Source organism: Micromonospora sp. NPDC050784 (assembly GCF_044456765.1).
Lineage (GTDB): Bacteria > Actinomycetota > Actinomycetes > Mycobacteriales > Micromonosporaceae > Micromonospora > Micromonospora foliorum.
The window spans coordinates 154,485-167,095 of sequence record NZ_JBITGG010000002.1 but is presented as its reverse complement, the minus strand read 5'-3'; the positions used below and the strand labels follow the sequence as shown (position 1 = coordinate 167,095).

Below are 12,611 nucleotides of genomic sequence, written 5' to 3'. Positions count from 1 at the left end.
AGATCCGTCCGGTTATGCCGCGATTCGCTCCGTGCTGCGCATCCGGCCGTTCCGCCGGCTCTGGATCGTGCTCGGCGCGGCCTCCTTCGGTGACTGGCTCGGCCTGCTGGCCACCGCGCTCTTCGCCGCCTCGCAGGTGCAGGGCAGCACCGCACAGGGCGCCGCGTTCGGCGGGGTCACCGCGATCCGGCTGCTGCCCGCGCTGGTGCTCGGCCCGGTGGCCGGCGTCTTCGCCGACCGGTTCGACAGGCGCTGGACGATGGTCATCTGCGACCTGCTGCGCTTCGTACTCTTCGCCTCCATTCCGCTCTACGCCCTCAGCGGCGCCCCGGGTGGCCTGGTGGTCGGCTGGGCGCTGATCGCCACCTTCCTGATCGAGTCGCTCACCCTGCTCTGGATCCCGGCCAAGGAGGCCGCGGTCCCCAACCTGATCCCGCGGGCCCGGCTGGAGGCGGCCAACCAGCTCACCCTGATCACCACGTACGGCCTCACCCCGATCGCCGCCGCCATCGGCCTGGCCGTGCTCGACCGTGGCGTCCGTGGTGCCGTCGGCGGCGACCTGCCCTCCTGGGCCGAGCCAGCCCAACTCGCGCTCTGGATCAACTCGTTCTCCCGGCTCGCCACCGCACTGGTGGTGGCATTCGGGATCAAGGAGATCAGCGAGGCGCAACGCGGTGAGGCCGAGCGTGCCGAGCAGAGCATGTTCCGGCAGTTCTCCGAGGGCTGGAAGTACATCGGCCAGACCCCGCTCGTCCGTGGCCTGGTGCTGGGCATCTTCGGCGCGTTCGCCGGTGGCGGCATCGTGGTCGGCACGGCCAAGTTCTTCGCCAACTCGCTGGGCGCCGGCGACGCGGCGTTCTCGCTGCTCTTCGGTGCCATCTTCGTCGGCCTGGCGCTCGGCATCGGGCTCGGCCCGATGGTCGTCAAGGAGATGTCCCGGCGCCGCTGGTTCGGCATGAGCATCGTGCTGGCCAGCGCCGCCGTGATGACCCTCGCCTTCGCCATCCACCTGTCCATGGCGATCGTCGGCGCGGTGCTGGTCGGCGCCGGCGCCGGGATGGCCTTCCTGGCCGGCACCACGCTGCTCGGCGGCGAGGTGGCCGACGAGGTGCGCGGCCGGGTCTTCGCGGTGGTGCAGATCGGCACCCGGCTGGTGCTGATCCTGGCCATCGGGCTCAGCAGCGTGTTGGTCGGTGTCGGCGGCTCCCGCAAACTGACAATCGCCGACCTCGGCATCTCCGTCTCCTCCACCCGACTGCTGCTGCTCGCCGCCGGTGCTGCCGGCATCTTCGCCGGGATCAGCGCGTTCGGCCAGATGGACGACAAGAAGGGCGTTCCGGTCCTCGCCGACCTCTGGGGCTCCATCCGGGGCCGTCCGCTGATGCCCTCCGAGCCGTTCGTCTCCGCCGGGCTCTTCGTGGTCTTCGAGGGCGGCGAGGGCGCGGGGAAGTCCACCCAGCTCACCGCACTCTCCGAGCGGTTGCGCGGTCACGGCCGCGAGGTGGTGGTCACCCGCGAGCCGGGGGCCACCGGCGTCGGTCGGCGAATCCGGTCGCTGGTGCTGGACACCTCCGGCGACGACGCGCCGTCCCCGCGCGCCGAGGCGCTGCTCTACGCCGCCGACCGGGCGCACCACGTGGCCACCGTCGTCCGGCCCGCACTGGTCCGGGGCGGCGTGGTGATCAGTGACCGGTACGTCGACTCGTCCCTGGCGTACCAGGGCGCCGGGCGAACACTCCCCGTCGACGAGGTCTCCTGGCTCTCCTCCTGGGCCACCGGTGGGCTCAAGCCCGACCTGGTGGTGCTGCTGGACGTCGAGCCGCGCACCGGCCTGTCCCGGGTGACCTCGCGCAACACCGGCACCGACCGGCTGGAGGCCGAGTCGGTCGCCTTCCACGAGCGCGTCCGGTACGCGTTCCTCGACCTCGCCGCCGCCGACCCGAAGCGCTACCTGGTGCTCGACGCGTCCCGGCCGGCCGAGGAGATCACCCGGCTGGTGGTCCGGCGGGTCGAGGAGATGCTCGGCAAGCCTGGCGGCATCGTGCACCCGCGGCCGGCGCAGGGCCCGGACACCTCGGTGCAGCCTGAGTTATCCGACGCGGAGCTGGTGACGATGGAGCACAAGACCTGATGCCGGACGTCTTCGGCGACCTGGTCGGTCAGGACGAGGCGGTGGTCGAGCTGCGTCGCGCCGCCGCCGCGGCAGCCGCCGTGCTGCGTGCTGGCGCGGCCGACCGGGCACCCGCGTTGGTCGCCGCCGTCCCGGCCAGCGGTGACGCGGTCGCGACAGACGACGCCGCGACCGGCGGGCTGGACCCGTCCGCCGGGATGACGCACGCGTGGATCTTCACCGGCCCGCCCGGCTCCGGCCGCTCGGTCGCCGCCCGGGCGTTCGCCGCCGCACTCCAGTGCGTGCACGGCACCGGGTGCGGTGAGTGCCCCGGCTGCCACACCACGATGGGCGGCACCCACGCCGACGTGCGGATGGTGGTGCCGGAAGGGCTCTCCATCGGCGTCGGCGAGATGCGCGCGCTGGTGCTCCGCGCCGCCAGCACCCCGTCCGGCGGGCGCTGGCAGGTGGTGGTCATCGAGGATGCCGACCGGCTCACCGAGGCCGCCGGCAACGCCTTGCTCAAGGCGATCGAGGAGCCCCCGCCGCGGACGGTCTTCCTGCTCTGCGCGCCGTCCACCCACCCGGACGACATCTCGGTGACCATCCGGTCGCGCTGTCGGGTCGTACCCCTGCGGCAGCCGCCGGCCACCGCGGTGGCCGAGGTGCTGGTTCGTCGGGACGGCATCGCGCCCGACGTGGCGCAGTGGGCGGCGGCCGCCGCGCAGGGTCACGTGGGTCGGGCCCGCCGGCTGGCCCGCGACCCGGAGGCCCGCACACGGCGCGAGGCGGTGCTCGCGGTGCCCCGCCGGTTGACCGGTGTCGGCGCGGCGTTCGACGCGGCGTCCGCGCTGATCGAGGCCGCCGAGGCGGAGGCCGAGGCGTCGGTCACCGAGGCCGACACGACCGAGCGGGCGGCGCTGGAGACCGCGCTCGGCGCGGGCGGCACCGGCCGGGGCGCGGCCGGTGCCATGCGAGGGGCTGCCGGCCAGCTCAAGGAGCTGGAGAAGCGGCAGAAGTCCCGGGCCACCCGGGCCCAACGGGACGCACTGGACCGGGCGCTTGTCGACCTGGCGGGCTTCTACCGGGACGCGCTCACCATGGCGCTGCGCGCACCCGTCGCCCCGGTGCACACCGACACGGCCGCGCTGGCCGGCGCCGGCGCGCAGAAGTGGGACGCCGAGGGGTCGCTGCGCCGGCTGGAGGCGGTGCTCGCCTGCCGCGCGGCGATCGAGGCGAACGTCAAGCCGCGGATCGCGGTGGAGGCGATGATGCTCGCCCTCTGGAAGGGCTGACCCGCGCTTCTCGGCGTTGTCCACAGGCATCGACAGGTCCGATTGCTGTGCGGTACGGTCCGTGTGCCGTGGTGACGGTGGCAGCACACTGAGTGATGGATCACCCGGGAGGAGTCGGCCGATGCCGCGGGGGGAGATCGACGAAGCCTGGATCGAGGAGGCGGTGCGACGCTACCGCCGGATCGAGTCCCTCCAGGCCGAGTTCGACCAGGCGGTGTCGACCGTCGAGGTGACCGTCCGCTCGCCGGACGGCCTGGTCGAGGTGGTGGTCACCGCCGGTGGACGGATCACCGACGTCCGGTTTCTCGGGCCGCTGCACACCCGCAGCCCGCGCGACGTGGCCGGTTCCGTGCAGGCCGCGGTCACCGCGGCGGCCGACGCCGCCGAGTGGGCCCGGGAAAAGCTGCACAACGAGACGTTCGCCGCCTACCGACCGCTCGCGGGGGCCTGAGATGGACACACTGCGCGCGCTCTCCGCCCGACTGGACGAGGCGAGCGCCACCCTCACCCTCGTTTCGCACACCGTCACCGCCAGCGATCCGGCCCAGGCCGCGTTCGGCGCCGACGCGCCGGGCCGCCCGGGCGAGATCGGTCGGGCGCTGCACCGGCAGTGGACCACCGCCACCGACGACCGGGCCCGCGAGGCCCGCGCCGCCGCCGGTCGACTGGCCGCCGCCGCCGCGGCGGTGCGGGAGGCCGCCGACCGCTACGCCGAGGTCGACCGGGCGGCCCGCCGCCGGCTCGCCGGGGAACCGTGATGGACGCGCTGGACCGGCTCGCCGAGCCCGGCCTCGACCTGCTCCGCCGGGTGGACACACTGATCGCGGCCGGCGTCCCCGAAGGGCACCGGGTCTGGCCGCTGCTGCGCCGCATGCAGGTGCTGCCGGGCGACGCGGTCCGCAGCTTCCTCGACCTGCACCCGGTGCCGCTCGCCAGCGCCGGCCACGCGGTGCGCCGGCTCGTCCGGGGGTACGACGAGGTCTCCACCGCACTCACCGACTCGGTGCTCTGGTCCGGCCCGGCCGCCACGGCGTACGGGCAACAGCGGGCGGCGCTGCTGCGCCACCTCGACGAAGGGCCGGACAGCCTGGTGGGGCGCCTCGAATCCACCGCCGGTTACGCCGACGCCCTCGCCGACTGGGTGGAGGGCAGCCGTCTCGCGCTGGCCCGCACGTTGGCCGACGTGCTCCGCTCGGCCGAAGCGGTCGCCGTGGTCGCCGCCACCGCCACCGGTGCGTCGACGCGCCCCGGGCCGGTCGGGCCCGGTGTGGCCGACGCCGCCGAGATCGCCGCACGGGTGCTGGCGGTGCTCTGCGTCGCGTACGACGGCGCCGAGACGCTGCTGCGACAGTGGGCGCCGAGCCTGGCCGAGACCGCGTGGCGTCCGCCCACGGACGGGCGACCCCGCTACGACCAGCCCACCCGGGTCGGCTGGTAACCGGACCTCGTTCCTTCGGCCGTGACCGCGTCGCCTCGGGGCCTCGCTCCTCCGGCTGTGGCCGCGTCGCCTCGGGCCTCGGTCCCCTGGCCGTGGCCGCGTCGCCCGGATCTCGGTCCGCCGGCCGTGGCCGCGTTGGCTCGGACAGGCCACGGCGTCGCTCGCGGGCGCTCGGCCGGAGCCGGCGCCCACGGCGACGCCGTGGTCTTCCCCCTGCACCCCCCGCAGGTCTGCCTCCACTCAACGCCGCCGAGGCACGTCTTGTCTCCTGCCCGGCCCCGGATTCAACCGTCCGGGCGAGGAGCAACGGCACGACGGGACGCCCGGCAATCGGTCAAGTCGACGGTCATGAATGGCAGCGGGCCGTAGCCGGCCGCTGCGCCTTACGCCGTGACCCGTCGTAGGGTGGGGGGATGGGCATGCTCTGCGCGGTCAGCTTCAACCGGTACGGGCGCCTCTACTACCTCGACCCCGGTGAGTTGCGTCCGCAGGTGGGCGATCGGGTTCTGGTGCCCACCGATGACGGGCCCGAGGTGGCGGAGTGCGTATGGGCCGCGCAGTGGGTGACCGAGGACACCGACGGTTTCCCCCGCCTGGTCGGGCTGGCCGGCGACGACGACCTACGCCGGGATGAGGCGTTGCGTCGGCGGAAGGCCGAGGCGAAGGTAGCCGCGAAACGGCTGATCCGATCGCACGGCCTGCCGATGAAGGTGGTGGCGGTCGACCATGTGCTCGGCTCCGCCGAAAGCGGCGGTGAGCGCAGCACCGTGTACTTCACCGCCCCGCACCGGGTCGACTTCCGCTCCCTGGTCCGCGACCTGGGCGCGACCCTGCACTGTCGGGTGGAACTGCGCCAGCTCTCCGCACGCGACTCCGCACGGGTGCAGGGCGGCATCGGCTCCTGCGGTCGGGACCTGTGCTGCGCCACCTTCCTCACCGACTTCGAACCGGTGACCATCCGGATGGCGAAGGACCAGGACCTGCCGCTCAACCCGCTGCGCATCTCCGGCGCCTGCGGCCGGCTGATGTGCTGCCTCAAGTACGAGCACCCGCTGTACCAGCGTTTTCAGGAGACCGCCCCGGCGGTCGGCAGTCGGGTCTCCACCCCCGAGGGTGACGGCCGGGTCGTCGGCCACAGCGTCCCGAGAGACGCGGTGACCGTACGCCTGGACGCGGACGGCTCCCGCTGCTCCTGCTCCCGAGCCTCCGTCTGCGCCCCCCGCCAAGCCCACGACCAGCACTACACCCCCTAACCCCCACTCCCAGTCCCACCCGGCCCCCTTCCCGGGTGCGCCCTCCCTGCGTTGATCATGAAGTTATTGCCATCCCGGGCGGCGTGTCGGGGCAATAACTTCATGATCAACGGCGGTGGGCGGGTGGGGTTAGTGCAGGACTGTGGGGGGTTCGGTTAGGTGGGGGATCAGGGGGGATTTGGGGATCAGCCAGCTTTGGGTGGGGGACTGGTCGGGGTTCACCTGCCAGTCGCGGGAGACCCGGTCCACCCCCAGCGGGTAGATGGTCAACGTGCCGTCCGGGTCGATGCGCAGCCGCAGGAACGACTTGGAGTCCTCGATGCCCTGGCCGGCGAAGAGTTCATTGACGTTCACCCCGAACGAGCCCGCCACCAGCAGGTACGCCGCCACCAGCTGGCTGGCGACCAGACCGATCACCGGGCCGTAGAGCACCGCCGCGGCGGCTGCCGGCAGCGGCCACGGCCAGTCGTAGAACGGCAGCGCCAACCACGCCCAGGTGCCGGCCGCCGCCAGGGCCACCTGCGCCACGCCGTGGCCGACGCCGAGGATCCAGTGCCGCGCGTGACGCTTGCCGCTCGCACTCGGCGGCTTGGCGAACAGGGCCGCCGCCAGCACCGTCACGAGCACCATCACCACCAGTGGGACGCTGAACAGCCGCTGGTTGGTGCTGTCGGCCCAGTTCGCCGTCGCACCCGCCATGGCCAGCATCAGCAGGGTGTGCAGGGTGCCGAGCAACGTGGTGAAGCCGGGATTGCGGAACGGCAACCGGGGGAAGATTCCCCAGCCGTAGCGGCGGGACCGCGCGGCGTCCGGGTAACGGGCCACCAGATCGTACGGCTGGGCCGAGCTGGCCTTGCGGGCCAGCGTGTCGCGCGGTGGCACCTCGATCCGCTCCGGCAGCTTGTGCGTGGGGTAGAGGTACGCGCCGCCACCACCGCACGTGATCAGCTGCCGGTCCGGCCCGGAGTAGCGGGCGTAGTGGTGCAGGTCGCCGGAGAGCAGCAGCCGCACCCGCGCCCCGGTCGGGTCGATGATCGTACGGATGAAGTAGTCGATCGAGTCGTACGCCGTGGGGTTGTCGGCGGCCTTGACCCAGGTCGGCGCCGGCGCGGCGATGATCACCTTCGACTCCGGGCCGAGCCGCCGGGCGACCTCGTCGAAGTAGGCCAGCTGCGGGTCGTCGAGGTACGAGCCGGACTGGTCGTCCACGCCGAGCAACCACCAGCCGGCCGGCAACTCCACGGCGAAGTACGACCGGGACTGCCCGGTGCTCCAGCCCGCGAAGTTGCGGTCCCTAGAACGGACGAACAAGCGTAGGAACGCGGTGAGGCCGTCGTACCAGTCGTGGTTGCCCGGCACCGCGAAGAGCGTGGGCTTCTCGACCGGCGCCACCGGCAAGGCGGCCTGGTAGGGGCCCTTGCACCGGTCCTCGTACGCGGCGTAGGCCGCCGACGGGTACACCTGGTCGCCGCCCATCACCAGGGTCTGCGCCCGGGGCAGGCGGTGCCCGTCGACGGTCAGCTCGGGCTGCGCCAGCAGGTACGCCACCGAGTAGGTGGCGTTGAAGCCGTCACCCAGGTCGGCCACGTAGTCGAGCCACAGCCCGCCGTCCGGACCGACCTGGCGAAAGACGCCGTCGCCGAACGCGTTCTGCAACTCGCGCTTGTCGAGGTACGCCCCGAACAGCACCGCGAGTAGCGTCCGGATGCCGGTGCTGATCAGCAGAAACGGTGCCAGCCACGGCACCGGCTTGCGTGGCGTGAAGCCCAACTCCAGTGGGTCGGTGCTGCGCGGCCGGTGGGCGGCGCGCTCACCGGCCGGAGCGCGGTCAGGGCGTTCGGTGGGCTCGTCCCGACGGTCGGGGTGGTCGCGTTCGTCGCTCACCCGCCGCAGCGTAGTCCCGGACCCGATCATCCGCTGTCCGGTAAGCGTCCAGATGGCAGCCGGTGTCCGGTTGGTGCTGGCCGGGACGGCGGGGGTATCCCGTTCGGTCGGTGCCGCCGCGGTGCCGTACACTTGCTGATCGTTGCCGCCTTAGCTCAGTCGGCTAGAGCGACGCACTCGTAATGCGTAGGTCGACGGTTCGATTCCGTCAGGCGGCTCGGTACGGAAGCCCAGGTCATCGGCCTGGGCTTCTGCCGTTCCCAAGGCCCCTACTGCACGCGACTGCTCGGCCGATAGGGTCCCGGCGCTGCCTGGTCCTCTCGCCTGCCCAGCCCCACCACGTGCCCTGACGGATCCGTCCCGGCGCACGCACGGCAGTCGGCCTTGGTTCCTCGGTCGTCCTGGTTGCGGCCGGTGACATCTGAGTGCCCGGGGCCCCACTCAAACTCAGGCAGAGAACGAACCATCGCCGCCAAGACGCCATGCACGAGGGGAAGGCCGGCCAGCTCGCTGATCCCGACCCAGGCGATGTCGTCATGCTCGTCAGGTGCACGGTTGGTCGGAGTGCCGACCCAGTCGCCGACGTGCCAGACGCCCACGTGAAGGGCGTCCTCGCCACTGCCGGCATGCAAGACGCCCAACCGTGAAGCGGACTCCGCCGCAATCTGAACCCCGAGTTCCTCGTGCATCTCACGCGCGAGGGCTTGCAGCTCCGACTCACCCGCTTCGACTTGCCCACCGGGCAGATCCCAGACATCTGGGTAGGCCCGTTTGGTCGGCAGGCGGTGTGCCAGCAGGACCGCGCCGTTTTCAACGAGTGCGCCTGTAACGACGACATGCATGAGGGATTGGAGCACAGGGATAGGACAAGCTGGCTCCGCCAGAGGGGACCAGATGACCCGCTTTGCCGGGGACCTCACACACTTCCTCCGCGCGTAGCGGCGGTCCGCATCAGCTGCCTCTTACCGCAGCAGGTCGGCGTCGCCCGTCTCCTGATCGACCGCCACCCGCAGCGGCCATCCGAAACTCACAACGTGGCAACGTCGCGCACCGGTCACGGTCATCACCTGCTCGACGGTCACCCCCTGCACGCTCGGCGGTTCGCGCAGATCCTGACGCTCGGCGAGGCGGCCGGCCAGGAATCGCATCGCGATCTGGACCGCCTGCTCAGTGTCAACCACGAGACGACGGTACGGAGTGGAGGTCCAACCCGGCCATCCACGGGCCGTCGCCCCGTCCCCGCCGTCACGGCCGTGGGTTCGTTGGGGCTCGGCCACCGCACGTGATCTCATCTGCGCCATGAGGGTCAAATGTTCAGTAGGCCACCGTTGCGCAGGGCGTCGTCCTTGATCGCGATGAGATTCGCGGAGACGTACGGAATGTTGTGTGCCTGGTGCCATTCGCTGGGGAAGTAGGTGACCAACCGCGACGTCTGAAATCGGCACTTGATTTCAGGTACGAACCGAGAATATTTGGCGTCCGTGAAGTACCAGAACGAGTTTTCGTTGTAATACGCCACATGGGTCGGATCCTGGTAGGCACCTCGGCCGTCGGTGCTGGGGGTCAGCGACAACAACATCCCGTTCGGTGCGAGCAGTCGGTACAGCTCGTTGAACAAAGCGATCTTGTCCGGGATGTGTTCCAGGAAGTCCACCGCCCGGATGACCCCGACGCTGTTGTCCGGCAGGTCGACGCCTTTCGTGATGTCGCAGACGATGTCGACACCCGAACCGTCGTGGTAATCCAGACCGAGATAGCCTTCCGGCTTGTTGTGGGCTGCACCCAGGTCGAGCGCCAGGAGTCCCTGCCGCCGCGACCAGGCCAGCGCATTGGGTTGAATGTTCCGGTCGTAGATCTCCACCGTGCGCTGCTGGATGCGGGCGTTGACATCCGGAATGCGCTGCGTGTTCTTGGCGTGCATCCGTTGGAGGTACAGGCACTTCTGAATGTGATGGAACTCGCTCACCTGATACATCCGAGCCATGAGATCGGCGTCGTCCGCGACATCGAGCGACTCGTCGTACCCGCCGACCTTCTCGTAGATGTCCCGGCGGAATGCCCGTACGTGGTTCGGTGCGTACCAGATGTAGCTCACATTGTGTGGTGTCGGTGGCAGTGCCCGGCAGACCAGCACTTCGCGTCCGTCCACCTTGTCGTCGTAGTGCCGCCAGCCGAACGAGCTCGCGAAACGGTCTTCAGAACGGCCGCCGTCCTCCTGGATCTGGGCGGTATCGCTGTAGACGAACCCCACCTCAGGGTTGGAGTCGAAGGCGTCGACGATCTCTTGCAGGCAGTCGCTGCTGAGTAGGTCGTCGTCGTCAAGCTCGACCAGGATGTCACCGGCGGCCTCGGCGCAGGCGTACCCCTTCACGGCGCCGACGCCGTTCAGGTTGTCCTGGACAATGAGCCGGATCCGGTCGTCCTGCCTCTCGGGCCGCCAACGCGACCCCTGGTTGAGGATGACCACCCATTCCCAGTCGGTGAAGGTCTGCGCGACGAGCGATTCGAAGCACTCGTCGATGAAGCGGGTGCGGTTGCTCCCCGTGAACACCGTCACGCGAGGTGTACGCATTGAACCGATCACCTACCCGCCGGAGTCGAGGATCGAGCGGTAGGGGTCGGGCGGTACTTCGCAGGAACGGCTTCGGTGAGCCCCTTGTCCAGACGGATCGCGGTCTTGAAGGCGTCCCGGGCTGCCGCGTCCTCACCGGACTGGGACAGCAACATGCCCAGTCGGAGGTAGGCGGTTGACGACTTGTTGTCGATCGACACGAGCTTGCGGTAGATGTCTATCGCCGTCGTGGGCGCCTTGCCTTCCAGTGCGATGGCCTTGTTGTAGAGGGCAGGCTTGTAGTTGGCGTCCGCCGCCAGTGCCTTGTCGTAGTTGCTGATCGCCTCGTCGGCTTGGTTGCGCGACTGGGCAATGTAGCCGAGGTTGAACCAGGCGAACTTGTTGTCGGCCTCGGCGTCCAGCAGCTTCTCGAAGGTGGCCTTCGCCGCGTCGAAGTTGCCGGCCTGGCCCTGCTCGACACCGAGCTTGAGCAGGTCAGCCGGCGTAGCTTCGGCGCCGCCGTTCGTCTTGTCGGTGTTGCCGGCGTTGTTCGTCTGCGGCTTTTCGGCGGGCTTGTCGCTGCATGCCGTGACTCCGGTCAGCAGGACCGCACCGCAGGCGAGCGACCCGAATATCTGACGCATGCTCATTTCTCCTCCTCGACGACAACGGGGCGGTTCGACCTGCTGTTCGGCCGGTTGGCCTCGCTACTGTTGGACGTCGCCCGGCCCGACGTGTTGGACTGCGTCAATGCCAGCGGTGTGGCGAGTGAGATGCAGGAGACCCAGATGTCGGCGCCTCCGCCGGTAAAGGTGAACTGGTAGCCACTGGTCGACAGCGGCTGGATGAGCACCGGGTTTACGCCTGCACCCGAGAGCTGATATCCGGTTCCGACAGCGATGTCTCCGGGCTCGCAGCCGAAATTGACAGGGGTGTCTGCAATCACGGTCAGCGGACCCTGGATGTAGGCGGCCTGGATTCCGTTGCCCGCCACGCCCTGCGCGCCTTGGGCGCCTGCGTCGCCCTGCGGGCCTTGGGCGCCTGCGTCGCCCTGCGGGCCTTGGGCGCCTGCGTCGCCCTGCGGGCCTTGGGCGCCCTGGAAACCTTGAGCACCCTGTGCGCCTTGTACGCCGGCGTCTCCCTGGGCGCCCTGCACACCTTGGGCGCCTTGGAAACCTTGTGCACCGGTGGCGCCTTGAGCGCCTGTGTCGCCCTGTGGGCCTTGGGCGCCGGTGGCGCCTTGGAAGCCTTGGGCACCTTGAGCGCCTGCGTCGCCCTGCGGACCTTGTGCGCCGGTGGCGCCTTGAGCACCCGCGTCGCCCTGGGCGCCTTGAGCGCCTGCGTCGCCTTGCGGGCCTTGGGCGCCGGTGGCGCCTTGGAAGCCTTGGGCACCTTGGGCGCCTGCGTCGCCCTGTGGGCCTTGTGCGCCGGTGGCGCCTTGAGCGCCCGCGTCGCCTTGCGGGCCTTGAGCGCCGGTAGCACCTTGAGCACCCGCGTCGCCCTGGGCGCCTTGAGCACCTGCGTCGCCTTGCGGACCCTGGGAGCCGGTGGCCCCTTGGAAGCCTTGGGCGCCTTGGGTGCCTGTGTCGCCCTGTGGGCCTTGGGCGCCGGTGGCGCCTTGGGCGCCTGCGTCGCCCTGCGGACCTTGAGCACCGGTGGCACCTTGAGCGCCGGTGGCACCTTGAGCGCCCGCGTCCCCCTGCGGGCCTTGGGCACCGGTGGCGCCCTGGGCGCCTGCGTCGCCCTGTGGACCCTGGGCGCCGGTGGCGCCTTGAACGCCCGCGTCGCCTTGGGCGCCGGTGGCGCCTTGGAAGCCTTGGGCGCCTTGGACGCCTGCGTCGCCCTGTGGGCCTTGAGCGCCGGTGGCACCTTGGGTGCCCGTGTCGCCCTGTGGACCCTGGGCGCCGGTGGCGCCTTGGGCGCCCGCGTCGCCTTGCGGGCCCTGGGAGCCGGTGGCGCCTTGGAAGCCTTGGGCACCTTGGACGCCTGCGTCGCCCTGTGGGCCTTGGGCGCCGGTGGCGCCTTGAGCGCCCGCGTCGCCCTGCGGACCTTGAGCGCCGGTGGCACCTTGAGCACCCGC

At 70.9% G+C, this 12,611-nt stretch carries 12 protein-coding genes, 1 tRNA gene and 1 pseudogene; 8 read left to right on the top strand and 6 right to left on the bottom strand.

Annotated features, from left to right (window positions below; genetic code table 11):
- Positions 1-31 precede the first annotated feature (31 nt).
- From tmk to ACIBD9_RS03190, 6 genes are all read left to right on the top strand, one after another.
- On the top strand, positions 32-2,131 hold the full coding sequence (tmk, locus tag ACIBD9_RS03215; protein WP_396714423.1) for a dTMP kinase: 2,100 nt from the start codon (positions 32-34) through the stop codon (positions 2,129-2,131).
- Positions 2,131-3,405 (top strand): DNA polymerase III subunit delta', encoded by a 1,275-nt coding sequence (locus ACIBD9_RS03210; protein WP_396714068.1) that lies wholly within the window; start codon positions 2,131-2,133, stop codon positions 3,403-3,405. Before tmk ends, ACIBD9_RS03210 begins: the two co-directional genes overlap by 1 nt.
- Before the next feature lie 121 nt (positions 3,406-3,526).
- The gene (locus tag ACIBD9_RS03205) at positions 3,527-3,856 is read left to right on the top strand and encodes a YbaB/EbfC family nucleoid-associated protein (RefSeq protein WP_007454690.1); all 330 of its coding nucleotides are present in this window, start codon (positions 3,527-3,529) and stop codon (positions 3,854-3,856) included.
- A gap of 1 nt (position 3,857) precedes the next feature.
- Positions 3,858-4,163, top strand: a complete 306-nt coding sequence (locus ACIBD9_RS03200) for a hypothetical protein (protein WP_358135510.1) — start codon at positions 3,858-3,860, stop codon at positions 4,161-4,163.
- Positions 4,163-4,843 carry a hypothetical protein gene (locus ACIBD9_RS03195; protein ID WP_238659465.1) on the top strand — a complete coding sequence of 227 codons (681 nt, stop codon included), beginning with the start codon at positions 4,163-4,165 and terminating at the stop codon, positions 4,841-4,843. The genes ACIBD9_RS03200 and ACIBD9_RS03195 overlap by 1 nt, the downstream gene beginning before the upstream one ends.
- Positions 4,844-5,256: 413 nt before the next feature.
- On the top strand, positions 5,257-6,096 hold the full coding sequence (locus ACIBD9_RS03190; RefSeq protein WP_363609146.1) for a regulatory iron-sulfur-containing complex subunit RicT: 840 nt from the start codon (positions 5,257-5,259) through the stop codon (positions 6,094-6,096).
- A 129-nt stretch (positions 6,097-6,225) separates the two neighbouring features.
- Here ACIBD9_RS03190 and ACIBD9_RS03185 read toward each other — a convergent pair whose 3' ends face one another.
- Positions 6,226-8,010: a metallophosphoesterase family protein gene (locus tag ACIBD9_RS03185; protein ID WP_396714421.1), complete on the bottom strand. Its 1,785-nt coding sequence runs from the start codon at positions 8,008-8,010 to the stop codon at positions 6,226-6,228.
- Between the two features lie 114 nt (positions 8,011-8,124).
- On the opposite strand from ACIBD9_RS03185, the gene ACIBD9_RS03180 reads away from it, so the two are divergent.
- Positions 8,125-8,198: transfer RNA gene (locus ACIBD9_RS03180), tRNA-Thr, on the top strand.
- A 51-nt stretch (positions 8,199-8,249) separates the two neighbouring features.
- Here the strand turns inward: ACIBD9_RS03180 and ACIBD9_RS03175 are convergent.
- The 5 genes from ACIBD9_RS03175 to ACIBD9_RS03155 all read right to left on the bottom strand — a co-directional run bounded on the left by ACIBD9_RS03175 (position 8,250) and on the right by ACIBD9_RS03155 (position 11,525).
- Positions 8,250-8,822: an NUDIX domain-containing protein gene (locus ACIBD9_RS03175; RefSeq protein ID WP_396714065.1), complete on the bottom strand. Its 573-nt coding sequence runs from the start codon at positions 8,820-8,822 to the stop codon at positions 8,250-8,252.
- A gap of 120 nt (positions 8,823-8,942) precedes the next feature.
- Complete coding sequence (locus tag ACIBD9_RS03170) at positions 8,943-9,161, bottom strand: hypothetical protein (RefSeq protein WP_396714063.1); 219 nt, start codon at positions 9,159-9,161, stop codon at positions 8,943-8,945.
- 125 nt (positions 9,162-9,286) lie between these two features.
- Positions 9,287-10,537 carry a glycosyltransferase gene (locus tag ACIBD9_RS03165; RefSeq protein WP_396714061.1) on the bottom strand — a complete coding sequence of 417 codons (1,251 nt, stop codon included), beginning with the start codon at positions 10,535-10,537 and terminating at the stop codon, positions 9,287-9,289.
- Positions 10,538-10,560: 23 nt separating this feature from the next.
- Positions 10,561-11,181 (bottom strand): tetratricopeptide repeat protein, encoded by a 621-nt coding sequence (locus ACIBD9_RS03160; protein ID WP_396714059.1) that lies wholly within the window; start codon positions 11,179-11,181, stop codon positions 10,561-10,563.
- Positions 11,178-11,525 carry a hypothetical protein gene (locus ACIBD9_RS03155; RefSeq protein ID WP_396714057.1) on the bottom strand — a complete coding sequence of 116 codons (348 nt, stop codon included), beginning with the start codon at positions 11,523-11,525 and terminating at the stop codon, positions 11,178-11,180. The genes ACIBD9_RS03160 and ACIBD9_RS03155 overlap by 4 nt, the downstream gene beginning before the upstream one ends.
- Before the next feature lie 129 nt (positions 11,526-11,654).
- Here ACIBD9_RS03155 and ACIBD9_RS03150 point away from each other — a divergent pair.
- A pseudogene (locus tag ACIBD9_RS03150) lies at positions 11,655-12,611 on the top strand (hypothetical protein); the annotation flags it as partial.